Origin of the sequence: Pseudoalteromonas rubra, from assembly GCF_001482385.1 — a bacterium.
GTDB classification, from domain to species: domain Bacteria; phylum Pseudomonadota; class Gammaproteobacteria; order Enterobacterales; family Alteromonadaceae; genus Pseudoalteromonas; species Pseudoalteromonas ardens.
On record NZ_CP013611.1, the window covers coordinates 2,387,985 to 2,412,709 of the forward strand.

27 protein-coding genes and 1 riboswitch are annotated in these 24,725 nt (G+C 50.0%); of the genes, 13 read left to right on the forward strand and 14 right to left on the reverse strand.

Features of this window, described 5'->3' with window-relative positions; genetic code table 11:
• Positions 1–6: 6 nt before the first annotated feature.
• Positions 7–246, reverse strand: coding sequence for an acetolactate synthase 2 small subunit (gene ilvM / locus AT705_RS10560; RefSeq protein ID WP_010383772.1), 240 nt, complete (start codon positions 244–246; stop codon positions 7–9).
• A gap of 28 nt (positions 247–274) precedes the next feature.
• The gene (gene ilvG / locus AT705_RS10565; protein WP_058797977.1) at positions 275–1,930 is read right to left on the reverse strand and encodes an acetolactate synthase 2 catalytic subunit; all 1,656 of its coding nucleotides are present in this window, start codon (positions 1,928–1,930) and stop codon (positions 275–277) included.
• Positions 1,931–2,447: 517 nt separating this feature from the next.
• Here ilvG and AT705_RS10575 point away from each other — a divergent pair.
• Together AT705_RS10575 and AT705_RS10580 are read left to right on the forward strand one after the other, a co-directional pair.
• Positions 2,448–3,329 carry a TraB/GumN family protein gene (locus tag AT705_RS10575; RefSeq protein ID WP_058796557.1) on the forward strand — a complete coding sequence of 294 codons (882 nt, stop codon included), beginning with the start codon at positions 2,448–2,450 and terminating at the stop codon, positions 3,327–3,329.
• Positions 3,330–3,426: 97 nt separating this feature from the next.
• A complete protein-coding gene (locus AT705_RS10580) occupies positions 3,427–4,041 on the forward strand; it encodes a hypothetical protein (protein ID WP_058796558.1) in 615 nt (204 codons plus the stop codon).
• Here AT705_RS10580 and AT705_RS10585 read toward each other — a convergent pair.
• Positions 4,025–5,848, reverse strand: a complete 1,824-nt coding sequence (locus tag AT705_RS10585) for a response regulator (protein ID WP_167551983.1) — start codon at positions 5,846–5,848, stop codon at positions 4,025–4,027. The genes AT705_RS10580 and AT705_RS10585 overlap by 17 nt on opposite strands.
• Positions 5,849–5,952: 104 nt before the next feature.
• A riboswitch (Lysine riboswitch) is annotated at positions 5,953–6,129 on the forward strand.
• A gap of 113 nt (positions 6,130–6,242) precedes the next feature.
• Here AT705_RS10585 and dapA point away from each other — a divergent pair.
• Genes dapA through AT705_RS10605 form a run of 4 tightly spaced genes read left to right on the forward strand, consistent with a single transcriptional unit; the run spans position 6,243 to position 10,210 of the window.
• The gene (gene dapA / locus AT705_RS10590) at positions 6,243–7,139 is read left to right on the forward strand and encodes a 4-hydroxy-tetrahydrodipicolinate synthase (protein WP_058796560.1); all 897 of its coding nucleotides are present in this window, start codon (positions 6,243–6,245) and stop codon (positions 7,137–7,139) included.
• A 10-nt stretch (positions 7,140–7,149) separates the two neighbouring features.
• A complete protein-coding gene (locus AT705_RS10595) occupies positions 7,150–7,890 on the forward strand; it encodes a 2,3,4,5-tetrahydropyridine-2,6-dicarboxylate N-succinyltransferase (RefSeq protein ID WP_010383780.1) in 741 nt (246 codons plus the stop codon).
• Complete coding sequence (locus tag AT705_RS10600; RefSeq protein WP_058796561.1) at positions 7,890–9,095, forward strand: PLP-dependent decarboxylase; 1,206 nt, start codon at positions 7,890–7,892, stop codon at positions 9,093–9,095. The genes AT705_RS10595 and AT705_RS10600 overlap by 1 nt, the downstream gene beginning before the upstream one ends.
• 2 nt (positions 9,096–9,097) lie before the next feature.
• Positions 9,098–10,210 (forward strand): succinylglutamate desuccinylase/aspartoacylase family protein, encoded by a 1,113-nt coding sequence (locus AT705_RS10605; RefSeq protein ID WP_058796562.1) that lies wholly within the window; start codon positions 9,098–9,100, stop codon positions 10,208–10,210.
• Positions 10,211–10,555: 345 nt separating this feature from the next.
• Here the strand turns inward: AT705_RS10605 and AT705_RS10610 are convergent, their stop codons facing one another.
• Positions 10,556–10,759 (reverse strand): hypothetical protein, encoded by a 204-nt coding sequence (locus AT705_RS10610; protein ID WP_058796563.1) that lies wholly within the window; start codon positions 10,757–10,759, stop codon positions 10,556–10,558.
• A gap of 169 nt (positions 10,760–10,928) precedes the next feature.
• On the opposite strand from AT705_RS10610, the gene AT705_RS10615 reads away from it, so the two are divergent.
• Positions 10,929–11,951, forward strand: coding sequence for a phospholipase A (locus AT705_RS10615; protein WP_058796564.1), 1,023 nt, complete (start codon positions 10,929–10,931; stop codon positions 11,949–11,951).
• Positions 11,952–11,991: 40 nt separating this feature from the next.
• Here the strand turns inward: AT705_RS10615 and AT705_RS10620 are convergent, their stop codons facing one another.
• A complete protein-coding gene (locus tag AT705_RS10620; protein WP_058796565.1) occupies positions 11,992–12,885 on the reverse strand; it encodes a bifunctional GNAT family N-acetyltransferase/hotdog fold thioesterase in 894 nt (297 codons plus the stop codon).
• A 217-nt stretch (positions 12,886–13,102) separates the two neighbouring features.
• Between AT705_RS10620 and AT705_RS10625 the strand changes: the two genes are divergently transcribed.
• Entirely contained in the window at positions 13,103–13,792 is a 690-nt protein-coding gene (locus AT705_RS10625; RefSeq protein WP_058797978.1) for a spermidine synthase, read from the forward strand.
• Between the two features lie 234 nt (positions 13,793–14,026).
• Here the strand turns inward: AT705_RS10625 and dtd are convergent, their stop codons facing one another.
• The 3 genes from dtd to AT705_RS10640 are packed head-to-tail and all read right to left on the reverse strand — an operon-like array spanning position 14,027 to position 16,341.
• Positions 14,027–14,464 carry a D-aminoacyl-tRNA deacylase gene (gene dtd / locus AT705_RS10630; RefSeq protein WP_049864107.1) on the reverse strand — a complete coding sequence of 146 codons (438 nt, stop codon included), beginning with the start codon at positions 14,462–14,464 and terminating at the stop codon, positions 14,027–14,029.
• A 39-nt stretch (positions 14,465–14,503) separates the two neighbouring features.
• Positions 14,504–15,445 (reverse strand): alpha/beta fold hydrolase, encoded by a 942-nt coding sequence (locus tag AT705_RS10635; RefSeq protein ID WP_058796566.1) that lies wholly within the window; start codon positions 15,443–15,445, stop codon positions 14,504–14,506.
• An 11-nt stretch (positions 15,446–15,456) separates the two neighbouring features.
• Positions 15,457–16,341, reverse strand: a complete 885-nt coding sequence (locus AT705_RS10640) for a virulence factor BrkB family protein (protein WP_417712391.1) — start codon at positions 16,339–16,341, stop codon at positions 15,457–15,459.
• 108 nt (positions 16,342–16,449) lie between these two features.
• Here AT705_RS10640 and AT705_RS10645 point away from each other — a divergent pair, with 108 nt between their 5' ends.
• Complete coding sequence (locus tag AT705_RS10645) at positions 16,450–17,112, forward strand: DUF2959 domain-containing protein (protein WP_058796567.1); 663 nt, start codon at positions 16,450–16,452, stop codon at positions 17,110–17,112.
• Positions 17,113–17,166: 54 nt separating this feature from the next.
• Here AT705_RS10645 and AT705_RS10650 read toward each other — a convergent pair whose 3' ends face one another.
• A complete protein-coding gene (locus tag AT705_RS10650; protein WP_058796568.1) occupies positions 17,167–17,841 on the reverse strand; it encodes a hypothetical protein in 675 nt (224 codons plus the stop codon).
• Positions 17,842–17,925: 84 nt separating this feature from the next.
• The gene (locus AT705_RS10655; protein ID WP_058796569.1) at positions 17,926–18,198 is read right to left on the reverse strand and encodes a hypothetical protein; all 273 of its coding nucleotides are present in this window, start codon (positions 18,196–18,198) and stop codon (positions 17,926–17,928) included.
• Positions 18,199–18,404: 206 nt separating this feature from the next.
• Between AT705_RS10655 and AT705_RS10660 the strand changes: the two genes are divergently transcribed.
• From AT705_RS10660 to AT705_RS10675, 4 genes are all read left to right on the forward strand, one after another.
• Positions 18,405–18,803, forward strand: a complete 399-nt coding sequence (locus AT705_RS10660) for an RNA-binding S4 domain-containing protein (protein WP_058796570.1) — start codon at positions 18,405–18,407, stop codon at positions 18,801–18,803.
• A gap of 15 nt (positions 18,804–18,818) precedes the next feature.
• Positions 18,819–19,259, forward strand: a complete 441-nt coding sequence (locus AT705_RS10665) for a PaaI family thioesterase (protein ID WP_058796571.1) — start codon at positions 18,819–18,821, stop codon at positions 19,257–19,259.
• Positions 19,260–19,344: 85 nt separating this feature from the next.
• Complete coding sequence (locus AT705_RS10670) at positions 19,345–19,569, forward strand: hypothetical protein (RefSeq protein WP_049864113.1); 225 nt, start codon at positions 19,345–19,347, stop codon at positions 19,567–19,569.
• Between the two features lie 96 nt (positions 19,570–19,665).
• Complete coding sequence (locus AT705_RS10675; protein ID WP_058796572.1) at positions 19,666–20,757, forward strand: NAD(P)/FAD-dependent oxidoreductase; 1,092 nt, start codon at positions 19,666–19,668, stop codon at positions 20,755–20,757.
• Between the two features lie 2 nt (positions 20,758–20,759).
• Here the strand turns inward: AT705_RS10675 and AT705_RS10680 are convergent, their stop codons facing one another.
• The 4 genes from AT705_RS10680 to cysI form a co-directional block, all read right to left on the reverse strand.
• A complete protein-coding gene (locus AT705_RS10680; protein ID WP_058796573.1) occupies positions 20,760–21,269 on the reverse strand; it encodes a DUF4124 domain-containing protein in 510 nt (169 codons plus the stop codon).
• Positions 21,266–22,045: a hypothetical protein gene (locus AT705_RS10685; protein ID WP_058796574.1), complete on the reverse strand. Its 780-nt coding sequence runs from the start codon at positions 22,043–22,045 to the stop codon at positions 21,266–21,268. Before AT705_RS10685 ends, AT705_RS10680 begins: the two co-directional genes overlap by 4 nt.
• Before the next feature lie 124 nt (positions 22,046–22,169).
• The gene (locus tag AT705_RS10690; protein WP_049864117.1) at positions 22,170–22,910 is read right to left on the reverse strand and encodes a phosphoadenylyl-sulfate reductase; all 741 of its coding nucleotides are present in this window, start codon (positions 22,908–22,910) and stop codon (positions 22,170–22,172) included.
• 64 nt (positions 22,911–22,974) lie between these two features.
• Positions 22,975–24,699 carry an assimilatory sulfite reductase (NADPH) hemoprotein subunit gene (gene cysI, locus AT705_RS10695; RefSeq protein ID WP_058796575.1) on the reverse strand — a complete coding sequence of 575 codons (1,725 nt, stop codon included), beginning with the start codon at positions 24,697–24,699 and terminating at the stop codon, positions 22,975–22,977.
• Positions 24,700–24,725 lie beyond the last annotated feature (26 nt).

Below are 24,725 nucleotides of genomic sequence, written 5' to 3' on the forward strand. Positions count from 1 at the left end.
TATTTATTATATTGCCTGCTGTAGTGTGTGCAGATCGACTGATTGCACTTCAACAAGCTTATTTAATTGTGACGTCAATAGATAGATAGGTTTGTCACTATCTACTGTCATTTTGACGTGAAATAACTCTTCGTGGCCCTGGAGCTCCAGTTGCGTCAGGCGAAACCCGCGATGACGGGCGACGCGTAAAAAACGCTCGACTGCGATGGCTTGATTGTTTACCGCTACGGTGAGTTGATGTTTCATGGTATTCGCTCCGTCAAAGGAAATAAGTTTAGTTTTGCTGCTGCGATTGCGTCATCATTTCATGATTAGCCGCGCCTGGCGGTACCAATGGCCAGACGTTTTCTTTGTCGTCGATGCAAGCGTGCAATATATAAGGTCCCGTGGAAGCCAATAGTGCATCAACTGCACCATCGACCTCATCGGCACGGGTGATGGTCTGCCCCGGGATCCCAAACACTGCCGCCAGTTGTACAAAATCCGGATTGTCTGACAAATTGGTCTCACTATAGCGGCCATCAAAAAAGAGCTGCTGCCACTGGCGTACCATACCCAGACGTTGGTTATCGAGAATGACAATTTTGACCGGTAAGTTATTGCGCCGTATCGTTGCCAGCTCCTGAATATTCATCATGATGGAGCCATCACCAGAGACCGTGATCACCATATCATCAGGCCGGGCAACCTGAGCACCGATGGCAGCCGGTAAACCGAACCCCATAGTCCCAGCTCCCCCACTGCTCAGGTGATTACTTGGGTGACTAAAGCGCATATGTTGTGCCACCCACATCTGGTGCTGACCCACATCGCAACACACCACCCCAGTATCCGGCATCAAACGGCTCAGGCGATTAAGCAAATAAGGTGCAAACACTTTGTCGCCGGGGTAGTCGTAGCGCCAGGCGTGCTGCTCAGCCAGTGCGCTGATATGAGCACGCCACGGCGCCGGAGCCAGTTCGCCCTGTAATAAAGGCAGCGACACTTTCAAATCGGCGATCAGTGAAGCCGCAGCGGGTTTACGCTTACCAACTTCGGCCGGGTCAATATCCAGGTGGATCACTTTGGCCGCAGCGGCAAACTTGGCCAGGTTGCCGGTTACCCGGTCGTCAAAGCGCGCACCGATACAAACCAGCAAATCACATTCTTGCACTGCCAGATTGGCTGCCTGACCACCGTGCATTCCCAACATACCCAGGTCGTAGGCATAATCAGGTTTTACACTGCCAAGTGCTTTCAAGGTCGACACGGCTGGCATCTGTGTACGCTGCAAAAAAGCCATCAACTCAGCTTGTGCATCTGCACTGTGAACACCGCCCCCCACATAAGCAACCGGCTTTTTCGCCTGAGCTAACAACTCGTTGGCTTTGTCCAACTCAAAGCTCGACAGCGGAGCTGGCTGGTGCGCTTCGGCCTGCCAACCATGAACAGGGACCTGTGCCTGTTGAATGTCTTTAGGGATATCAACCAATACCGGGCCGGGGCGGCCCGATTGCGCAATGTGCATGGCCTCCTGCAACACCTCAGCCAGGTCTTCACCACGCTCGACCATAAAGCTGTGCTTGGTACAAGACAACGACATACCCAAGACATCGACTTCCTGAAAAGCATCTGAGCCAATCGCTGCGGTAGGAACTTGTCCGGTGATCGCAAGCAAGGGCACTGAGTCCATCATGGCATCAGCCAGCGCCGTCACCAGATTGGTTGCGCCCGGACCTGAAGTAGCAAAACATACACCCAGCTTACCTGTGCTTCTGGCATAGCCAACCGCAGCAAACCCTGCGCCTTGCTCGTGACGCGTCAGGTAATGCTTTAGTGGCGCACCGTATAACGCATCGTAAATCGGCATGATGGCACCACCCGGATACCCGAATACTGAACTCACCCCTTGTTTTACTAACATGTCTATTACCAATTGTGCGCCTGTCATTGTTTTGCCCATTGCCCTTTGTCTTTGAATTTGAATTTGAATTTGGCCCTAAAACGAAAAAGCCCCCCGAACTTTTCAGTGCGGGGGGCTTTTTGCTAATACTTTTCGAACAGCACTAACCAGCCCCCGCGGTAATAATAATCACCACGTTGATAATCACGACTAGTAGAGAAACTGTTTTTAACATGTCACTGCTCTTCTGAAAAAACGAATACCTTGCACGTGCGCTAAGCGCTCTGTTGTGCTCTTTTTCTATTATTAACCCGTAGCCACCCAACAAGTCAACCCTAAAAATTATGCTCATTTCCTTACTTGAATTGCACAAAAACAAAACAAAATTCAAAATAACATCAAAATAAGGATAAAAAATACCAAATATAAACACACCACCTGGAATAAACTAAAGTGAGTGTTTTTTCCCACACGATTCATTCTTGCTCATCACAACATTAAATTTTTATGATTTACTCCGGGAATTGATTATGATGTGCCCAGTTTTGAACATTTGGAGGGAACCATGCCTCACTTTATTCGCCTGACACAGTTTATCTTTACACTCTTTTTGTTACTCCTCAGCCAGATTGCTATCGCACAACCTGCACTATGGAGCGTAGAAAAAAACGGCATCACGTCTTACCTGTTTGGTACTGTACACGTTGGAGATAGCACAATGCACGGCCTGGATCCGCGTATAAAAGCCGCTATAAAAAGCAGTCAAACAGTGGTCGTCGAGCTCAATACCGAAGCCATTAGCCCCCTGGAGCTACAACGCAAAACCTTACCTTTTATGCTGCAAAAACCAGGGAATACACTTCAAACCAGCCTGTCTACGGTGACTTATAAACAAGTAAAAGATTATCTCTCTAAGCGCAAAATCGATATCGCGCTGTTTGAAAGCTATCAGCCCTGGTCTGTTATGCTCACCATTCTGCGACTCGAGTATCAACAAGCGGGATTCAGTGAAGACTATGGCATTGATAAGCAAATAATCGAGTATGCCACCCGCATCAAAAAGCCCATCATGGAATTGGAAAGTCTGGAACAACAGCTGACCTTGTTCAGTACTTTGGGCGATCAAAACGATGCCATGATTGCCGACACACTGAAGCAGGTTGAGGACTTTGAGCGATACTTCACCCAAATGATAACAGCCTGGAAACAAGGCAATTATCAGAAACTAAATACCTTTTATAAACTGAGTTTTGATGACTCCGAGTATGGCCAGCACGCCGAGCAAGTCATGCTCATTCAACGTAATAACAACTGGGTAGCGACATTGACACCCAGACTGGCCAAATCAGCGCATTTTATCGCCGTGGGTGCGCTACATTTACCACAGCAGCATGGACTGCTTACTCAGCTGACAGCACGAGGGTTCACCGTTCAACGGGTCAAGTAATGCACTTAAAAGCGACTTTATTTACATTGCTTTTAAACCTTTGTGTTTTAACCCGCGTCATACAGATATCAAAACGACAGAATGGAAGAACAACAGGATGAGAAAAAATCTGATAACTGCGGCACTGTTGGTGCTAAGTGCCACCACTCAGGCTAAAGAGACACGCACACTAACACAGACCTTTGAACTGGCCGACAGCACAGAGCTCGAGATCCAGTTTCCTATTGGTAAATTAAAAACACAAACGCATTCAGGCAAAACCATCGAGGTCACCATTGAACTCGAACCCGTCGAGCATGACATAGATAAAGTGACGGATGCACTGGAAGACGTGCAACTGGCAAGCCGCCGGGCAGGCAACGAGCTTAGCCTGAGCCTCAACAGTAAGTATGTAAAACAGGACTGGACAGTGAAAGTCCCTGAGTCAATGGAGCTAGATGTCGAGGTAGATGTTGGCAATGTTAAATTGCTCGGATTAAATAATGACGCCGATGTCGAAGTGGGAGTCGGCAATGTCACGATAGAAGCAGACGCCAAAGACTTCCGACGTGTACGATTCGATTCTGGTGTCGGTAAAACCAAGCTCTCTGACTTGCCGGGTAACGCTGAAACGGAACGCAATATGGTCGGTGAAACTTTACGCTATCATGGCCAGGGGGAGCATAGCCTGGATATCGAAGTCGGTGTTGGCAACATTAAGTTGCGTCGCTGAGGGTGAGCACTTTGTGCAGGGCGCGCTCCAATGCTCCCTTTTCAACAGGCTTAAACAAATAATCGGTCGCGCCAAGCTGCACGGCCGATTTAATTGCCTGCTCTGAGGTATTCGCAGTCAACACCAAAATTGGCGTCGACAACATCAGCGTCTGACGGATCTCTTTAATGGCTTTAAAACCATCCATAATCGGCATATTCAAGTCCATCAGGATCACATCAAAAGACTGGTGCGCCAATACCTCAATGGCCTGTCCCCCATGACTCACATGAATACTGGTTAGCTCCATGTTATCCAACATTTTTTCAATAATTTTGGCATTCAATTGATTGTCTTCCACCAGCAGCACTTTATGGTGGGTCAGTCCACTTACCGGCTCCGGCTCCGGGAGTCGCTTCAGCGGCAAACTCAAAGATGCTTTTGTACCATGCGGTTCACAGGGTAAAAAAGTCAACTCACCAGACATAATCGCCAGCAACAAGTTGCAACGGGCTAGCCCCAGTTGCAGCCCCTGATAATGGTGGCCATCCGGGCTGATGCCCGACGCAGATGCTTTGATCTGCACCACATTAAATCCGGGCCCGCTGTCTTCTACTTCACAGAAAAAACGCCAGTTGAACTCATCCTCTTCCGGATTGACAGGCTCCACGCGGGCGGACAATCTCACCGTGCCTTGCTCGGTGAATTTAACGGCATTGTCGAGTAGCTGACCAATAACCCAGCTCAGGCGTTCATGATCACAGGCAAATATTTTTTCCGTGTGGCTGCTAAAGTGATAGCTAAAATCCAGGCCTTTCTCTCTGGCCAGCAGACGATAAGTGGCCACAGGCTGACCCAGAGTATCGGTCAGCCTGGCCGGGTGACAATTTAACTCTGGTTGCTGTTCGTCAGACAAGCGGTTGTAGTCCTCCACAGACGCGATCAAGGCCTTCAATTGCTGGGCTGCTTTATTCGCTTGTGCAAGGTAGCTGTCACGCTGTGATTCCTGATACAAGTGCAGATACCCCAGCACAGCCTGCAAGGGCGTCCGCAATTCGTGACTGGCGCGAGCCAGAAACATGGCGCGACTTTGGTTGGCATGCTCAGCTTTCAGGCGTGTTTGCTGCAAGCGGTCTATCGCGCTGGCGATGCTGCGTTCCATAGGGAAAAATATCCACTTAATCTCAGCGAGCAGCAAAGCCAACCCCAGTAACCACATCAGCAGTTGCAGGTTCCTCAGTTTCTCAAGTTTTTCATTGGTAAACTGCTCAAACAACAACACCGCATGATCTAAGCCCTGCAACAACAGTTGAGAGCGGATATGGATCTCCTGGCTCTGATCTAAATCAGGCTGACTGGCAACGCCGGACAACAGCGCCAAATATTGTTTTAATTGCCTGTCCAAATCACCCGGCTGCGCGAAATACCATTGATAAAGCTCGGCATTGAGGTGCTTGTATTGCTCGCCATCGCGCATGAGCAAAAAATCATGGTTGGCTTGCATAAGCTGCAGCGCATTGTTCAGTGCCTGACGATCTGCCGTCACGTTGTGTTCGCGCATGATGATGACATACTCCAGGTGCAATGCGGCTTTTTGCGACAGCATGCGCTGCATACCTGCAACATTGATCACTCTGGCAACCTGTTTTTGCTGATCCAGCAGATACAAAGTCAGGCCAGTCGTCATCGTCAACACCAGCAACATGATCACCAGTGCGACCAGGTATTTCAGGCGATAGCGTGTAACCAGATTGTCCAAATTATCCCTCCCAAAACCAGCCGGATCATCCAAGCGCCAGACTCTTTCCCAGTTTAGATTAAATTTCAAACTTTTGCTGAGAGTGACTTGACACCCAGACGGCCAAAATGTTTCAATGCGCCCGTACCCTATTTTATCCAGACGGCCATGCATCTAAAAAGTGTGGACGTCTTAGGGCTGGAAGAGGTGCGTTATTCAGGTATTTGAATGGAGGAGAGCAAACTCCTGTGAAATTCAAAGAGGGGAATTAACGCCGAGAAGCACTGCGCTTTGCTTGCGTACTGCTTCGGGCGACTGGGTTGAATCCCAGCGACTGTCACCAACACATTTGGTGGAGAGCTTCTGGTCTTAGAAACAATATGGCCAGCAGCCTATTCTTTTTAAGTCCATTGCTCTTCGAATTTTAAACGGTTCGGAGTAGGACGCTTTCCTGACTACCGGACCAGCAAGAAGTTCGGTAGAGATGAAATCACACATTCAGTTATCTGATCAGTTATCTGACTACCCGTTATGGACGGCCCTTGTCACACCTTTTGACGCGTGCGATCAGGTCGATTATCACAGTTTACAGCAACTCGTTGCTCAGCAAGTTGAAGCCAACAATGGCATCTTGCTGCTTGGCAGTACCGGTGAAGGCCTTGCCCTGACTCTGTCCGAGCAGAAAAAAATCGTTGAGTTTGTCTGTTCGCTTGCACCTCAGGTCCCCATTATGGTTGCCGTCGGCGGCATCAATCTGGCGGCCCAGCTGGAGTGGGTCGAGTTTTGTAATACGCAACCCATCGATGCGCTGTTGCTTGGCTCTCCATTGTACGCCAAACCCGGTGTCGTTGGTCAGACCCATTGGTTTGATGCCCTGCTCAGCGCAGCAAACGTCCCCTGCATGATATACAACGTGCCAGGGCGCAGTGCCGTTGCCATAGCACCTGAAGTGCTAACGAACCTGGCACATCATGACAACCTGTGGGCGCTCAAAGAAGCCAGCGGCGATATTGCCACGTTTGAAGCATTTCGTCGTGCCTTACCCAGCCTGGCGATATACAGCGGTGATGATGCATTGCTGCCTTACTTTGCACAGGCAGGCGCGGCCGGATTGGTGTCAGTGGCATCGAATGCCTGGCCTGGCCAAACTGCCGAATTTGTCCGCCGTGCGTTAAGCGGCACCAGTCCTAACCTGTTCACTACCTGGGCCGATGCCATCAGCAGCTTGTTTGCCGTTGCCAACCCTATCCCGGTAAAGACACTGATGCATTTGCAGGGCACGCTCACGACGCCCCATCTGAGGCCACCGCTCACGCACCTGGAATTAACCAATCATGCGGCACTGAATGCTGCGAACGAACAGATTTTATCCTGGAATTAAGAGGCTCCCTATGACCTGGTCAACACTATTAGATAATTTAGAAAATGGTTCACAACGTGCTGCGAACCAAGATGAACACGGCAATTGGCACGCTAATGTCGAAGTCAAAGAAGGTATTCTGGCAGCCTTCCGTGCGGGTCAAAATACCGAATACCCGGGCGGTTTTGTAGACAAAGACAATCTTGCCCCACGTGGTTTTGCCGCCGAAGATGCGGTCCGTATGGTCCCCGGAGGCAGCAGCGTGCGTCGTGGCGCTTATGTTGCTTCTGGCACCATCATCATGCCGCCAGCCTATGTCAACATTGGCGCATATATCGACACCGGCACTATGGTCGACAGCCATGCACTGGTTGGTTCTTGCGCCCAGATTGGTAAAAATGTGCATTTAAGCGCTGCTGTTCAGATTGGCGGCGTATTAGAGCCAGTCGGTGCCAGCCCGGTAGTAGTTGAAGATGATGCGTTCATTGGTGCGGGCTGTGTGCTAGTTGAAGGTGTAGTCGTAAAACGCGGTGCGGTGCTGGCACCGGGTGTTCGCCTGTCTGCCAGCATTCCAGTGTATGACTGCGTGAATGAGCGTACCCTGGAAAAAGGGGAAGCCATTCCGCCTTTTGCCATTGTGATCCCGGGGTCGCGTCCAGCCTCCAGTGACTGGGCCAAAGCACAGGGATTGAGCATGTCCTGTGCACTGATTGTAAAATACCGTGACGAACAAAGTGATGCGTCGTTAGAACTCGAAGAGGTACTACGCTAATGACCACACTGAGTACGCCACTGCGTGAGCAACTGACTGCACTGTGCCCTGACCTGGACATCCCATTCTTCGTCTACGACCTGGATGCACTGAGCGCACATGTTAATCACCTGACCACCCAAAATGTGGTCAAGCTGTGGTATGCCGTTAAAGCCAACCCGTTATCCAGTGTCCTCAAAACACTGGACACCGCGGGCTTCAACTTTGATGTTGCCAGCCGGGGAGAGCTCACACAGGTATTGGCCCAGGACATTGCGGCCGAACGCGTACTCAACACTGGGCCGGCTAAATCCCCGGCCCAGATCCGCCATTTCCTCGATGCTGGCGTCACCACCTTCGTTGCTGAAAGCCTGAATCAAGTGCGCTGGCTGAACGACGCGGCACAACAGCGTCAACAGACGTTAACTGTGCTGCTTCGCGTTCAATTACGCTGGCCGGCAGGAGACAAAAATCCACTAGGCGGCGACAGCCTGACCCCATTTGGGCTCGGCTGTGAGCAGTGGCAACAACTGACTTTACGCGACTATCCTGCGCTGGATTTTGCAGGCCTGCATATTTTTCAATGGGGCAACATGCTCGACGCCTCCAAACTGGCCAGCCTGTGGCAACAGATGGTCCCCCCACTGACTAAGCTGAGCCAACAGCTGGGTATGCGCCTGAGGATCTTAGATCTGGGCGGGGGATTAGGGGTGCCTTACGAGTCAGGCCAGCAGGCACTCGACTGGGATCAGGTCATCGCTAGCCTGGCCAAAATTAAAGCCGAAGCGGGGGTGCAAGAATTATGGATGGAGCTGGGTCGCTTTGCCGTGGCGCAGTGTGGCTACTACCTTAACCCGGTGGTGGAACAAAAATGCAATTATGGTGAACATCAGCTCATCCTTGCAGGTGGCATCAACCACTTGTTGCGACCGGCCGTGACCAGTCAGGCTTTTCCGGTGCAGGCACTGCGTGCATCTGATACTGCTCAGCGCCAATATCATTTACATGGCCCACTATGTACAGCCCTGGATCACCTTGGTTCGCATAATTTGCCTGATGATCTCGACTATGGCGACTGGCTGGTGTTTGACCAGTGTGGAGCCTATGGCTTCACAGAAAGTATGCCGTACTTTCTGTGTCATGAGCTACCCGCAGAGTATGTTTTCACTCAGGGTCAATTGTACTGTATTCGTCACAGCGAAACCGCCGACTATTATCTGAGGTAACCATGAACACTATCACACAGCAACATATTCAGGTTGGGGAAATCGCCAATGGCCTGCCTTTGACCATCCCGGTCTATCGTTTGCAAGGTAATGACACAGGCCCGAGCGTGTACATTCAGGCCAATATGCACGGCGCGGAAGTACAGGGTAATGCGGTGATCTATGCACTGCTTGAACAATTAAAACACCTTACACTGGCTGGTGACATTACCCTGGTGCCCTATGCCAACCCGATCGGCTGTAATCAAAAATCGGGGGAGTTTACGCTCGGAAGATTTGACCCTATTACCGGCATGAACTGGAATCGCATGTATCATGATCACAGTGATCAGGTACAGCGCTGCCTTGCTGAGCACGGTGAAGCTTCAGATGCGGTACTTATCGCCGCCTTCCGTGAACAGCTGGGTCAGGCAACCGATGCGTTACTCGACGCGCCGGCACATACACTGACGACTGGCAAGCGCATTGCACTCACACTACAAAAACTGGCGCATCAGGCTGATATCGTACTGGACCTGCATACCGGCCCTATCTCAGCAAAACACTTATATTGCCCGGAATACGCCACAGACAGCGCGCGCTACTTTGACATTCCCCATGTGCTGCTGATCCCCAATGAATTTGACGGTGCAATGGATGAAGCCAGCTTCTGTCCCTGGTGGCAACTCAGCACTGCCTTAAAAGTACAAGGCCGCGACTTGGCCGTGCCCGTTGAAGCCTTTACTGTTGAACTGGGTTCACAGGAAAAAATTGATCTGGATGAAGCCGTGCATGATGCCAACAGCATTCTCAGCTACCTGACTCATAAAGAAGTGGTAGCAGATGGCAATCATCAGCCAAAGAACATCAAACGCTACGCCTGCGCACTGAAAGATTACCTGACTTTCTATGCGCCTATGGGTGGCATGGTGGAATATAAAGCGCAGCTCGGTGAACACATTAAAGCAGGGGAGTGTATTGCGCGCATTTTGCGCATGGAACAGTATTTATCCGAGACGCCTCTGCACAGCCTCACATTGGCACAAGATGCCATTGCGATACTGCATTTTGCCTCAGCCAGTGTCAACCAGGGCACTGAATTATATAAATTTTTCACCAACTACTATGAACTGTAGTGGAGCCACCTGTATTGGCCAATACTCCGGCTCGATGACATACAGAGCGAAGCAACGATTGCGTGAGAGTAGGTGAGCAAACCCTCACTTGCTAAGGTGGGGCGGCAACCTAAGTTGCCGCCGGCCTTTTTATACCAATTTGTTTAATTAACTGTGCCACTTTGAGGCGAGAAAATAAAGTCGATAACACCGCGCCCTGCTATCGCTGAGGCAACTAGGTCCATAGAGGCGAGGCAAAAATTTGCGAACTTATACCTTAAGTTAATATTCTAAATAAGAAATTTTTAACGTAGATAGCGTCATATTTGCTCCGTCAAAATGAGCACATATTAAGTGAAATTGGGATTAATCTGGCATGCAGATCTCAAAGCGGCCAGAATAACAATCTCGACCAGTCGGACATCCAAGGAACACCGCAGTATCACAACCCAGTGATTCACAAGCCGGGTGGCCCGATGCACCACCAGCTACGTTCGGTGTCTGAGCCAGGTCCAGCTGTTGGTTATTGCTCAGTTGCTTAATACTTTTTTTGTTCAGTGATATTTTCATTTCAATCTCCTTTTATGCAGTGTGCTTAATTAACCTAGCGCCAAGATGAACAAAAATCAACCAAGTACCGCTTGACCAAATATATTGCTGACAATTTTGCCCTTCTTAGTTTTTTCTTTGCCATGATACTATGGTGATAATTTGCTTTTGACTAAGGACTTCACTGCCTATGAAACTCAGGCTACTCGCTTTTTTATCTTTACTGGCCCCTTCTACCCTGCTCGCCAATGAACAAAACGCGAAGGACGATCTGGAGTTGATAAAGCAATGTGTACTGAATGAGATCATTGCGGGTGATCAACAACAAACGATTGAGCAGCTCAAACTCTACTGTCAGAAGCTGCAAGAGACCCACCTCAGCAAACTGGATCGCCGCATGGCGCGGGAAATGGTCACAGAAAACAACCGCAATGTGCTGACACCGCACAATCGCAACTATATTCTGCCAGTGACCTATGTCAAAAACCCTAACTCTCGCCCCTTTGATGGCTTAAAGGCCATTCAGGAAGAAGAAGGGGAGCCACTCGACCACATGGAAGTCAAATACCAAATATCGATGAAAGTGCCCCTTTATCGCCATTTTAAAGACAAAGATCAGGCGGTGTATGTTGGGGTCACATTGCAATCTTACTGGCAGCTATACAACAAAGATATCTCCTCCCCGTTCCGTGAAACCAATTACGAGCCGGAGATCTTCTGGGTCAACTTCCTCAATGATGACAATGTGCTGTGGGGCGATGAGATGGCCATCATTTTAGGCGCATCACACCAGTCAAATGGCCGCAGCCAGCCAAACTCTCGGTCCTGGAACCGCCTCTATGCAAACTTTATCTGGGAATATGAAAGCTTCGTGTTTAGTTTCAAACCCTGGTATCGCCTGCCAGAAGACGACAAGCCGGAGCCATTGGCGGCAAAAGGGGATGATAACCCGGATATTCACAAGTACATGGGCTATTTTGAGCTCAGCGGTGCTTATCGTCACGGCGACCATGAGTTTGGTTTTATGACCCGTAACAACTTCAACAGTGACAACCATGGTGCGGTACAGCTCGACTGGTCGTTTCCTTTGCTTGGCTCCTCACGGGTGCGAGGCTATGTTCAATATTTTAATGGCTATGGCGAGAGCTTGATTGACTACAACGCACACATTCAGCGCCTGGGCTTGGGTATTGCGGTAACCGATCTGCTTTAAGTACAGCAATGATGGCCTGCATAGGCAGGCCATCATTGCATTATTTGATCACCACAAACAACCCTTCAAACTTCGCAACCAACACATCACCGTCGTAAACGTTCACCGGCACACGATACTTAGCTTTACCCTCTTCATTAAGCGCGCTCAACTCACCACTGCAATCGACCAATGTGACCGTGGCACTGGGAGCTGTGGTTAAGGGTTTCAGATATTGAATATTAGCATCTGCCAGCACAATATTGCCTTCCAGAGCCAATTCTTTCAGCGCCAGATACGTCGCCCCCCACCCAGTTAAGGTGGCCATGCTGTAAACCGATCCCGCAAACATCGAATTATGTAGATTCAGATTCGCTTTCAGATCTGCGCGAGTTGAGAATTGCCAGTCAGTGTAACTTTCAACCTTAATCCCCATCGCATCACTAATAGGGATCGACTCTCTCCAGGTATTCTGTAACACTTGGGTCCACTGTGGATGGCGGAACCAGCCAGGCTCTGAGGGCCGCTGTTTCACCATTTTCCAGTGTTGTACATCACCATAAGAAAGATGGGCTTTTTCGACCATCTGATAACCGTGGCGCTCATAAAAAGCCAACGCACGTTCACGGGCAAACAACACCAACTCTTCGGCCTTCTGCGTCCAGGCAATTTTCTCCAGCTCGTGCAGTAATCGACTGCCAAGATGATGGCCTCGATGCGCTTCGTCAACGGCCATATAACGAACCTGCGCTTGCTGCTGATTATTAAAATGCAGGCGTGCCACACCCAGCACCTGACCTTCGTTGTTTTTGATATAACGATGCTCTGCTTCCTGCTCCAGATCATCCTGTTCGCTACCTCTGGGTTGATCCCAGGGTGCCCGCAAAACCTGCCATCGTAGTTGATAATACGCTTGCCAATCTTCACTGCTCTGTGGCGCTGTTATTTGAAACATGGTGACTCCTGTACTTTTCCTGTCGCTGCGGGGTGATGTGCCCGGCTCATGCAAACTGGTCCCCCATTTTTGCGGGGAACTTTTGTCTAATTTATGGACCTTACCTTACAAGAAAAGTGTGCAACAGGGAATGATCGGCCAGATTTGGTCAATTTGTCATGTAAATTCAACGAAACGCGGTGGCAGAACTGTGAAGCCAAGCTATGCTGATGTAACTATGCAAGATTTTATTACTGAACCCGGTACCATCAGTAACGAGTTTGTGCACCAGAGTCATCAACTCGGGCACCTGCTGTATTGGCATAAGCATGGCAAGATCAGCATACAGGTACGCCAGGAAAAAACCTTACGCTGGTTACTGATAAACGACACACTGCAATCCGTGATTGAGCTCAATCATCCGGAGAGGCTGCTTTTTCCGCATTTACAGATATTAGCAGCGCTGTGGCAAAAATGTCCTGCCCCAGGCAAAGTGCTGGAATTGGGGCTGGGTGCGGGTGCTATCCGGGATTATCTGCACATCAGCTACCCGGATTGTCAGATTACCTCTATCGATAATAACCCTGACATTATTCATTGTTATAAGCGCTATTTTGGAGGTGATCCTATCTCCAATGTCAGTTGTAGCGATGCCTATCAGGCACTGGAGAACAATGGCCGTTATGACTGGATCATCCTGGATTTATTCAGTCAGCTTGATGCCCCCCGATTTTTGTACGAACACAAGTTTTACACACAAATTCGTGCCACCCTCAGCGAGGGTGGCAGGTTGTATATCAATTTTCTTGCCGAGCACGATTCGCAGCTAAAACAGCTCGAGCACCTGCTTATTACTAACTTTGGTAAAAAACCTTTTGTACACAAAGTGCCCGACTACGCCAATCACATTATTTCTTTGACGCGCTGAGCACGGCCTGCTTATACCAATTTCACTTAATACCTGGCCTATTTGAAGGAGCAAATAGGACGCTAACAGCGTTAAAAATTTCTCATTTAGAACCTTATACCTTAGACATAGGTTCACAAATTTTTGCCTCGCCTATAGGGATGTAGGTGCCTCAGCGGTAGCAGGACGCGGGAGCGGTGTTATCGACACTATTTTATCGCCTCAAAATAGCTCACTTAATTAAGCAAATTGGTATTAAACCGATAAATTAAAGGTCACAGGACCATCATTACACAGGCTGACCTGCATATCTGCGGCAAAGCGGCCAGTCGCGACCCGCAACCCAGACGCCTTTGCCTGAGCCACGAAATACTCGTAAAGCGCCTCAGCCTGGGCTGGCGTGGCAGCAGAAGAAAAACTCGGTCGCATGCCTTTTTTGGTATCCGCAGCCAGCGTAAACTGAGACACCACCAGCAACTCTCCTTCTATGTCTCTCAGACTCAGATTCATTTTGCCCTGTGCATCTGTAAAAATACGATAGTTACTGATTTTATGTAGCAAGCTGTCAGCACTTTTTTGCTCATCGGCCTTTTCCACGCCGAGTAATACCAGGATCCCCTGACCAATTTGACCAACACACTCACCTTCGACCACCACACTGGCCTGACTGACTCTTTGAATTAATCCCTGCACTGTTACCTCAATGGTTTGCGGATATGATTGATAATGCGCCTAATGTGCCAGCTTACACAGCAGCAGATCAGCCGCGCGACGTATGGCTTCGGAATATACTGCATTTGTGGCGCAGTGCCCAACTTCTTCAAGGATCAATAACCGTGCATTCAGTTGCTCAGCGAGTGCCTGCGCCATCGCAAAACGACAGACGTAATCGTGACGGCTATGGATCATCCAGACTGGCAGACGCTTGAGTTTGTCAGCATACGCAAAGATCTGCTGCTCCTCGATAAAACAACGTGAGTGGAAATAATGCACCATGATCCGGGCCTGCTGAACAACCGCCTGTTCATGGTCCAGCTGATAACGCAATGCCTGGCTGCCAATGCTCAACTGACGATCCCAATCATGCCATTGCTGGGCAGCCCGTCGCACGGCCACTTCATCTTGGCAATGCAGCAACCGGGCATAATGCGCCAACACCGCCTTATAATCTCCTTCCCCCTGGCTAAAAATTTGATAACGCTCCGGATAAAATTGCGCCCCCACACCGCTCACACCATAGAGCCACTGTAAATCGCTCTGGCACCCCAGAAAGGTTGCCCAGAGAACCAAACCCTGCACGCGCTCCGGGAAGCGCTGTGCGAACAACAGCGCTAATGTGGCACCCCAGGAGCCACCCGCCAGCACACACTGCCTGATCCCTAAATAAGTCAGCAGACAATCTATGTCCTGCAGTAAGTGCTCTGTAGTGTTGTGGGTAAGTTGCTGAGGCGAAGACTGACCGCATCCGCGCTGGCTAAATAAGATGATCCGATAGCGTTGCGGGTTAAAATAACTGGCCGAGCTACGGCACAATCCGCTACCCGGGCCACCATGGCAGATCACCACAGGCAACCCGCTCTCCAACCCAAACTCTTCAATATGTAGCTGGTGCCCATCGGACACCGCCAGGTGAAAACTACGTCGCGGAGACTCCAGCCGATATAATTGAGTCATTGCACACCTCTTTATTCTGGTGTGTCTTGTTCCTCACATTCCTTTTCGGACAAACAGGCAGTAAATTCAGCACCTAACAGCACCACCATCCAGGACAAGTAAACCCACACAAACAAAATAGGCACTGTCGCCAAGGCACCGTAGATCACCTCATACGAGGGGAAATGGCTGATATACAGGGCAAAGCCTTTTTTAGTCAGCTCAAACAATAAAGCCGCAAAAAATGCCCCGGGTATCGCTGCCTGATAAGACACGCGTGTATTTGGTACTAAAGTATAGAGCATAAAAAAGCCTGCCATGGAAATAACATAGGGCAAAAGCTTCAATAAAAAGCCACTAAAGCCCGGGATCCCCTGATCGGCAAACGATACCAAAGACACAATATAAGAGGTCACCCCAATACTGGCTCCCAACAATACCGGCCCCAGTGTCAGTACCATCCAGTATATCGCGAAGGAAATCATCATCGGCCGGGACTTTTCCACTCGCCAGATACGATTGAGGGCAGCGTCCACATTGCGGATCAACAACAGGGCAACGGCTGTCAAAAAGCCAATCCCCACCGCAGTCATCTGATTGGCATTGCCGGTAAAAGCACTGATATGGGCTTTAATGGTGTCAGTCGAAGTCGGCACAAAATTCGTAAAGATGAAATGTTCTATGGCGTCTCGTGTATCCTGAAAGCCCGGGAACGCCGTAAATATCGCCACCCCAACCGCCACCAGCGGGATCAAAGACAGCAAGGTGACGTAGGCCAGATAACCGGCATTGATCATGAGCTGATCTTGCTGGCAGCGCTGGTAAAAACGCAGCCACCAGAGCGGCTGAGCGCTTAAAAATAGCTTGCCCTGCTGCCTCAGATGCAACAGGCGCTGTAACCACAATTCATTCATCATTACACAGGTTTACAGAGTGAGTTTTGCACATCTTACCAATCCCAGTCATAATTCATAGAGTCTCAATTAAGTATAAGCCGTTCTGTTTCAACCGCATTAGGAAAGCCGATGAACAATTCTGTGATAAAAAAGAGCCTCGTCATCTTCACCCTGTGTTTGCTCAGTGCCTGTCAAAGTGCCTACTATGCCGCCTGGGAAAAAGTGGGTGTGCACAAGCGTGAAATCTTAGTCGATCGGGTGGAAAATACCAAAGCAGCACAGCAAGCCACACAGCAGGAATTCCAGTCTGCACTGGAGCGCCTGACGGCCCTTATCAACTTTAACGGTGGTGAGTTGCAAAGTGTCTATGAACAACTCAATGATGACTATCTCGCCAGTGAAGCCGCCGCGCAGGATGTCCGTACCAACATAGACAAGGTCGAGGATGTTGCAGAAGCCTTGTTTGCTGAATGGCAGGACGAGCTGACGCAGTATTCAAGCGCCAAACTGAAACGTCAGAGTGAACAAAAGCTCCGTCAGACCCAACGTCAATTTGATAAGCTACTGCGTTCAATGCGTGCCAGTGAAGCAAAAATGCAGCCCGTACTGGATTCTCTAAAAGACAACGTGCTGTACTTAAAACACAATCTCAATGCGCAAGCGATTGCTGCCATCAAGGGCGAGTTTAGTGGATTAAAACGCGATATTCAGTCGCTGATCACCGATATGAATCGCTCTATTGAGGATTCAAATGCCTTCATTGCCAGTATGAATAATGCCAACCAGCCATAAACGAGACGCCATGTTCAGCAACGGTTAGCGCTGTCTGTTCGCCGTTGCTGCTGGTTATTCAGCATAGATCACCTGCAAATCACAGTTAAAAATGGGAATGGCTGCATAACTGCGATGGCCCATTACCTGGTATGTGACCGCAGGTTTCTCACCAAACCTGGTTTTCACAGTATGCGAAGTCATCTGATAGGCTTGTTGCATCGCGCCACGACCATCATTCCAGATCAGCGTTAAATAGGGGGCATTGTATTGCCACTGCCCTTGCGTCGCAGTCCCGGAGAGAACCCAGTCTCCGCTCGTCTTCAGCTCAATCTGAAAAGCGTCCATCGCGCAGTCGTGGGAATGGAGCACTTCTGGCAAGCTCACCGACGTCTTATTACCCGGAAAGTACAAACCGTAGTTGCCCTCGCTGAAACGATGAAATTCGCCGTTAAAATCCTGCACATCGAGCCCAGCGTATCCTAACGCATGGACCATCTCAGACAATTGTGAGATCAGAACCACATTTTGGTCTGCGGGAAAACGATTCAGGCGGACAGTATCACCATCACTGTTGTATTCTGGGGGCACCGGCAGGTCATTCAAGACATAGTGTATATTGGCCTGCTCTAACTGGCTGACCAATCTTTGCTGTTGTGTGTCGTCCAAAGATGTGTGGAATACGTGTACCACAGGGTGTGTACTGCAGGCGCTCAATAACACACATCCAGCCACTGACCATACTTTCATGAAAGATCCCTGTTCTTGTTATTATGGTCTGAGTAAACCACAGCAGCCTGACACCGGTCCATTGGGTCATCGCCACTCCCGGCATCAGTGGCTGCGCGTCAGCCAATTTTGTACCGCCGATTTGGGATAGACAATTTCTTTAAACAGACGGTGGCGCTCAAACGTCAGGTCACTTTCCTGGCTGGGTAAGCCGGCTTGTACCTGGCTATGATGTTCATTGAATCGTGAGATCAGTGTCAATTTGTCCAGGCCCTGATTGAGCTGAGTATTGAGATAGCCACGCACATCATCTGCTGTCATTAATCCGGATGCCTCTAAGTTCATCAGATCTTTTTTTAATACAGAACGGATCCCCATGGTGTGTCTCCTGTTGTCATAATTTACAAAAGCCGCAGCGACTGACTGCTAAAAGCGACGGCTCAAAACCGCCCGACTCCGATCGGCGTGCAAGATACACACCAAATGCTGCAATTACATTAAAGACACTGTGATCAGCGAAAAAGTTTCGTGGTTCACCGCAGCGTCGCGCTATACTGTCGCAAAACATCCAGTGAGGTTGTGATATGAATCAAGAATATATCGAAATAGAGCTTGAAGAAGAGCCAATTGAACTTTGTAACCTGTTAAAAGTATTAGACTTTGCAGAGAGTGGCGGACAAGCTAAGCAGCTGATTGCGGCTGGATTTGTGGGTGTCAACGGCGAGCTTTGTACGGTTAAACGCAAGAAGCTATACGCCGGAGACACCCTCTATTTTAACGAAGAAACCTTTATGCTGACCCTGGCAGAGGGCGCCGTGCCCGCCGAGCGCAGCCAGCCTAATCCACCCGCGGCGCACCAAAACAGTGCACCTCAAGCCTCTGACAAAGGCAAAAAGCCAAGCCAGTCTGGCAAAAAGAAACGCAATAAGCGAAAAAACAACGTCGACAGCGTGACGGGTCGAAAGCCCATTTCGTTCGGATAACCGGGAGCACACGGAGTGAGTATCTGGTACCGCCCAATTACGTTAGCACAATGTCAAACGCTGGATGAAGGACTTCATCAAAAAGGCACGCTCATGCAAACGCTCGGGATCGCCATCAGTGAAATTGGCGATGATTATTTGGTTGCCACCATGCCGGCAACCCCTGCACATCATAACCCGCTGGGCATGGTACACGGTGGCGCCAACGTCGCACTGGCCGAGACCGTTGCTAGTTATGCGGCCAACTTTGTAGTCGACTTTGAGCGCTTTTACTGTGTCGGGCAGGAGATCAACGCGAATCACCTGAAAGCATCACGCAATGGCATCCTCACCGCAACGGCACGGCCTTTACATTTGGGCCGCCGTACCTCCGTCTGGGAAGTGAAAATCGTTAATGCCCGTGGCGAGCTCTGCTGTGTCGCCCGTATGACTGCTGCAGTCGTTGAACGTCGATAACAATAACGTCTGTTTGATGTAGCGCAACGCTTTTTATTGTTTAAAACCGCACAATGAACTTAGCCCAAACCCGGAGGCTAAGATCGTGAGCACACAAAAACGTCTGATTGTTATTCTTCACTGTGTCATTGTGTGTGGACTGTTGCTCATTTTTACAGGCCACACGCTGCTAAGTGCACAGTGGCTGACTGAGCTGGGGCCCACAGGTTACGTATTGGGCGCAGCCTGTATTGCCGTTGGCCTGATCTGTTCATTACCAACCAAGATTTACCTGACAATTTTGCTGATGCGCAGAGAAAAGCCAGACTGATTCGGGTTACAGGATATCTCCCATCCAGCCAGTTTTTGCCTAAGCGCAGGCATTTCGTTACACTTTTGCCTTTCAGCCGCTCACTCACACAGTATCATGGACCATGTAGAAACAGTCATCATTGGCGCAGGCGTTATTGGCCTAGCCATTGCTGCACGCCTCAGTCAGACCCGCTCCGTCCTGGTCATCGACCAGATGGGGCAATTTGGCGAACACACCAGTAGCCGTAACAGCGAAGTGATCCACGCCGGGCTCTATTACGACGAACACAGCCTCAAAGCACACTTGTGTGTCCGCGGTAAGGCCTTATTATACGCCCATTGCGCGCGTTTCCATGTACCTGTAAAGCAACTAGGTAAAATCCTGTTTGCCCGCACAGCGGCAGAATACGATAAACTGGCTGCCATCGAAGCGCAGGCAAAACGCAATGGGGTTGACGATCTGACGCCGCTCAGTCAGACCCAGGTTGGGGATATGGCACCAGGATTATCTGCCAGCGCTGCGCTGTTTTCTCCATCCACAGGCATTATCGACAGTCATCAGTTTATGCTGTCACTGGTTCATCAATTAGAGCAAGCTGGTGGCAATCTGGTCTGTCACACGCGTTTTGATTCTGCTGAACACACAACCAGTGGGTTTCACATTACGCTGGATTGTGACGGAGAAGCCTTTGCGCTTAGCTGCGATACGCTGATCAATGCTGGAGGTCTGTTTGCACAGGATAATGCTAAACGCATCAATGGGCTGAGAGAACGCCACATTCCACAAAGCCACCTGTGTCGCGGTCAGTATTTCTCTTATCAGGGCCATCACCCATTCAGTAATCTCATTTATCCGATGCCTGAACAACATGGTTTAGGGATCCACGCAACGTTAGACATGGCCGGCCAGCTGAGATTTGGCCCTGACACACACTTTATTGATCACCTCGATTACCAACTTGACCCCGATGCCAAGGCCCGCTTTGTTGAGGCCATACAAAGCTACTGGCCCGCGCTGGACCCTGAGCGGCTAAAGCCGGACTATGCCGGGATCAGGCCTAAGCTGTCTCGGGACAAAGGACAGGATTTTGTAATTGAGGGACATCAGCACCATCAGATCAATGGACTCATCAACCTGTTTGGTATCGAATCACCCGGACTCACCGCCAGCCTGGCGATCGCCGAGTATGTCGAAGCGCAGCTCTGAGGCTATAGTTCCTCCAGCTTTTTACTGCGTTCCTGCATCAGTTTTTCGATGTTCTGCGCGTCCTGCACCAACTTTTTGATGTCGGCCGGGCTCATGTTCGCCGGCAGATCTTTGGGAATGCGGCCGGCATCCTGCTGCACTTTAAGCTGTTTAAGAATGTCGGTATTTTCGGCTGCCATAATGGTTATTTTGCTGGGGTCTAAAGTCATTTCTTCACTTTGCCCACGGGCATTCGGTCGATCTGAATAGTGCCAGTTGCCCTGTGCATCTTGCCATTTGTAGATTTTACCAGGCTGCTTCTGTGCTGCCTGCGCATCGGAACTACTCACCATATCCACGGCTTTGTCCAGCTGCTGCTTTGACTCATCGAGCATGTGCTGAGCCTGAGTTTGCGCTTTACCCAGAATATCATCCAGGCTCAACCAGGTACGCCCGTCTGGGCGCTTGAGAACGAACAGCGACGCCACGCCGACCAGCATCACCATAATTAACAGATAACTTGCGTACTTCATTGCGGCACTCCTTTTATATCGAGGCCATACTTTAACAGTATAGAGTGATATTCGGTAGAGTGACGAAAGCGCACAAAGAAATCACGAAATTGCGCACAGCCACGTAACCCCAGTTTGGAATGATTAAATTGTAATTGCAAAGGCGCGGTATCCACCACGTTATGTACCTTGAGCGCACTGACAAACTTAGGGTTACTCAATTGCAGCCAGCGAATTGCAGGCAAACTCATCACAGCAAAGCGCCGATCCTCTTTTACCGGCGAAGCCAGCGCAGCCAGCATCTCTCGCTCTGAATAAAACAGTTTCTGTTGCAACTCCCCCCGTGTCAGTGCCTGCTCAACGGTCGGGTAGGTATAACCAAACCGGCCAAGCATAATAAACCCCAGATAGTCCTGTTCGGGCGCTCTTGCCCCCTGATGTGTAACCAACACATCCTCTACCCAATATAATCCCGGGCTCCAGCACATGGGCTTATTCCCGCGATACCAGGATTCAGACTCCATTCGTACATGTATCTGCTCCTGGCTGATCAGCTTTTTCGACCGCTCTTCCGGGATATACGCTATCTGAACCGGCTGACCATCCAGAGTAAAATTGGCCAACAGCTCGGGTAACACGCCAGGCCGGGCTGGGTCACCGGTGACAAACGGTGGAAACGCGTTATACGGTAAAGCGACACGCAAGACCGGCGGGTCAGCCCCACTCAATGACTGAGCACTGAGGCTTCCCGATACCAACCACCACAACAAACCAACCAGACAGTAAATTGGGCGCATCTCATTTACCTGCTCATTTCCTTCATGAGTCACAGTGTAGCTTTTGTGACTCAATAGTGACAAAAAAGCGGACTGAGCTAAGTTGCAAAGTCCGCTGTTTATATGCTTTCAGACAATACGATTGCTATATACCGTCGCCATCAATGTGCAAGCCACACTCCCGGTTCAAGCCAAAGAAACGTGTATCTTCCTCGCTCATGCCCGGCTCAAGTTTACGGGTGGTATGAACATCGCCCATAGATACATAGCCTTCATCCCATAGCGGATGGTAAGACAAACCATGTTTAGTCAGATACTGATACACATCGCGGTTGTGCCAGTCGATGATAGGGTACACTTTCACCGTGCCACGGCTGATCTCTAAGATCTGCTTGTCCGCGCGGGTCGAAGATTGCTGTCGACGTAAGCCACTAAACCAGGTCCCGGCCTGTAGTTCGTTCAGTGCACGAGTCATCGGCTCAACCTTATTCAAGGTGTTATAGCGCTTGATGCCCTCTTCACCCTGCTCCCACAGCTTGCCATATTTGGCTTCCTGCCACGCCGGCCCCTGTGCAGCGCGATACACTTTCAGATTCAGCTGCAGCTGTTCCGTCAGTTCATCAATAAAGCGATACGTTTCCGGGAACAAATAGCCGGTATCTGTCAGAACCACCGGGATATCCGGACGCTGACGGGTTACTAAGTGCAGCATCACCGCTGCCTGGATCCCAAAACTGGATGATAAAATGGGGTTATCTGGCAAATTTTCCAGTGCCCAGATAACGCGATCTTCGACACTTTTTTGCGCCAGCATGCCATTGGCATCATTCAATAAAGCCTGTTGTGAGGCCTTATCCAACGTCAGGATTTGTTTAAAGTCACTCATTACTCATTCCCAGTATTCCACCACCGCTAAAAGCCGTGGTCAGGGGCGCTGAGCGCCCACTTCATTATGCATGGAAGTCGGTTTTAGACACCTTCACTTCCGCCACAATTTCCTTACGGATCACAAAGTCACCAAAACACTCTTCCGGCTGACGCTCTTTGGCCCACTGACCAATCAACTCGTCCAGCGCTGGCAGGTATACGTCTTCACCCACGTTTTCTAAATACAGTTTCGGGATCCGCGTACCTGCACGATTACCACCCAGATAAACGTTATACTTTCCAGGTCCTTTACCGACAAAGCCAATTTCTGCCAGCATGGCGCGGCCACAGCCGTTCGGACAACCGACAACACGTAAAATGATGTCATCATCAGCAATCTCATGCTTCGCCAGGATCGCTTCGGTTTTTTCAATCAGGTCAGGCAGGTAACGCTCTGCTTCCGCCATCGCCAACGGACAAGTCGGCAATGAGACACAGGCCATTGAGTTCTTGCGCTGCTCTGTATGCCCCTCATCAATCAGACCGTGTTCGCGTGCCAGCTGTTCAATTTCTGCTTTTTGCTCTGCCGGCACACCCGCGATGATCAGGTTTTGGTTTGCTGTCATGCGGAAATCCCCCTGGTGGATCTCGGCGATCTTGCGACACCCTGTCTTCAGTGGTTTATCTGGATAATCCAGGATCCGGCCGCTTTGAATAAAGACCGTCAGGTGGTGCTTACCATCTATCCCTTCTACCCAGCCAATGCGGTCACCACGGTGGGTGAACTCATACGGACGGCTTGGACCAAATGTCACACCCGCGCGCTTTTCAACCTCCGCTTTGAACGTATCCGTACCAAAGGTATCCAGCGTATATTTGGTTTTTGCATTCTTACGGTTAGCGCGGTTACCCCAGTCACGCTGAACACCAACTACATGCTCAGCCACAGCTAAGGTGTCATCCAGGCTGATAAAGCCAAAGTCATCGGCCTTACGTGGATAGGTATTTACGTCCCCATGGGTCATGGCCAGACCACCGCCCACCAGGACGTTAAAGCCCACCAGCTTGCCATCTTCGGCAATGGCCACAAAGTTCAGGTCATTGGCATGCACATCCACTTCGTTATTCGGCGGAATAGTCACTGTGGTTTTGAACTTACGCGGCAGGTAAGTGCTACCTAACACAGGCTCTTCTTCAGTGGTTTCCTGCTTTTCGCCATTGAGCCAGATCTCGGCATAAGCACGGGTTTTTGGCAGCAAGTGCTCTGAGATGCGTGCCGCCCACTCATAAGCTTCCTGATGCAGTTCAGACTCAACCGGGTTGGTGGTACACAGGACGTTACGGTTTACGTCACCTGCGGTGGCGATGGAGTCAATGCCCACATCGTTCAGAGTCAGGTGCATCTCTTTAATATGTGGCTTCAACACACCGTGGAACTGGAAAGTCTGACGCGTGGTCAGACGAATGCTGCCATACTCAGTTTTTTCTTCCGCAAATTTGTCGATCGCCAGCCACTGATGTGGCTTGATGATCCCGCCCGGCATCCGCGCACGCAGCATCACGTTGTGCATCGGCTCAAGCTTCTGCTTGATACGTTCAGCACGGATATCACGGTCATCCTGCTGATACATGCCGTGGAAACGGATCAACTGGAAATTGTCGGCAGTGAATCCACCGGTCAGCTGATCGCCCAGGTCGGTTTTAATGGTGCCACGCAGCAGGTTGCTCTGAGTTTTCAAACGCTCGTTATCAGACAGTTTGGCGTTTGGGTCGAGCTTACTGTTGGGTTTGTAATCGCTATTGCTCATCTTTATTCCTAAATTCTTACACTGTG

Coding starts and splice junctions, on each gene's coding strand:
- AT705_RS10640 (WP_417712391.1), bottom strand. CDS start 16,341: ATGATGAATGAATTGTGGTTACAGCGCCTGTTGCATCTGAGGCAGCAG.
- dapA (WP_058796560.1), top strand. CDS start 6,243: ATGAAATCACACATTCAGTTATCTGATCAGTTATCTGACTACCCGTTA.
- AT705_RS10580 (WP_058796558.1), top strand. CDS start 3,427: ATGAGAAAAAATCTGATAACTGCGGCACTGTTGGTGCTAAGTGCCACC.
- AT705_RS10610 (WP_058796563.1), bottom strand. CDS start 10,759: ATGAAAATATCACTGAACAAAAAAAGTATTAAGCAACTGAGCAATAAC.
- AT705_RS10655 (WP_058796569.1), bottom strand. CDS start 18,198: ATGGGGATCCGTTCTGTATTAAAAAAAGATCTGATGAACTTAGAGGCA.
- AT705_RS10600 (WP_058796561.1), top strand. CDS start 7,890: ATGACCACACTGAGTACGCCACTGCGTGAGCAACTGACTGCACTGTGC.
- AT705_RS10660 (WP_058796570.1), top strand. CDS start 18,405: ATGAATCAAGAATATATCGAAATAGAGCTTGAAGAAGAGCCAATTGAA.
- AT705_RS10645 (WP_058796567.1), top strand. CDS start 16,450: ATGAACAATTCTGTGATAAAAAAGAGCCTCGTCATCTTCACCCTGTGT.
- AT705_RS10650 (WP_058796568.1), bottom strand. CDS start 17,841: ATGAAAGTATGGTCAGTGGCTGGATGTGTGTTATTGAGCGCCTGCAGT.
- AT705_RS10690 (WP_049864117.1), bottom strand. CDS start 22,910: ATGAGTGACTTTAAACAAATCCTGACGTTGGATAAGGCCTCACAACAG.
- AT705_RS10680 (WP_058796573.1), bottom strand. CDS start 21,269: ATGAAGTACGCAAGTTATCTGTTAATTATGGTGATGCTGGTCGGCGTG.
- ilvM (WP_010383772.1), bottom strand. CDS start 246: ATGAAACATCAACTCACCGTAGCGGTAAACAATCAAGCCATCGCAGTC.
- AT705_RS10620 (WP_058796565.1), bottom strand. CDS start 12,885: ATGTTTCAAATAACAGCGCCACAGAGCAGTGAAGATTGGCAAGCGTAT.
- AT705_RS10575 (WP_058796557.1), top strand. CDS start 2,448: ATGCCTCACTTTATTCGCCTGACACAGTTTATCTTTACACTCTTTTTG.
- cysI (WP_058796575.1), bottom strand. CDS start 24,699: ATGAGCAATAGCGATTACAAACCCAACAGTAAGCTCGACCCAAACGCC.
- AT705_RS10605 (WP_058796562.1), top strand. CDS start 9,098: ATGAACACTATCACACAGCAACATATTCAGGTTGGGGAAATCGCCAAT.
- AT705_RS10685 (WP_058796574.1), bottom strand. CDS start 22,045: ATGCGCCCAATTTACTGTCTGGTTGGTTTGTTGTGGTGGTTGGTATCG.
- ilvG (WP_058797977.1), bottom strand. CDS start 1,930: ATGACAGGCGCACAATTGGTAATAGACATGTTAGTAAAACAAGGGGTG.
- AT705_RS10595 (WP_010383780.1), top strand. CDS start 7,150: ATGACCTGGTCAACACTATTAGATAATTTAGAAAATGGTTCACAACGT.
- AT705_RS10625 (WP_058797978.1), top strand. CDS start 13,103: ATGCAAGATTTTATTACTGAACCCGGTACCATCAGTAACGAGTTTGTG.
- AT705_RS10635 (WP_058796566.1), bottom strand. CDS start 15,445: ATGACTCAATTATATCGGCTGGAGTCTCCGCGACGTAGTTTTCACCTG.
- AT705_RS10615 (WP_058796564.1), top strand. CDS start 10,929: ATGAAACTCAGGCTACTCGCTTTTTTATCTTTACTGGCCCCTTCTACC.
- AT705_RS10675 (WP_058796572.1), top strand. CDS start 19,666: ATGGACCATGTAGAAACAGTCATCATTGGCGCAGGCGTTATTGGCCTA.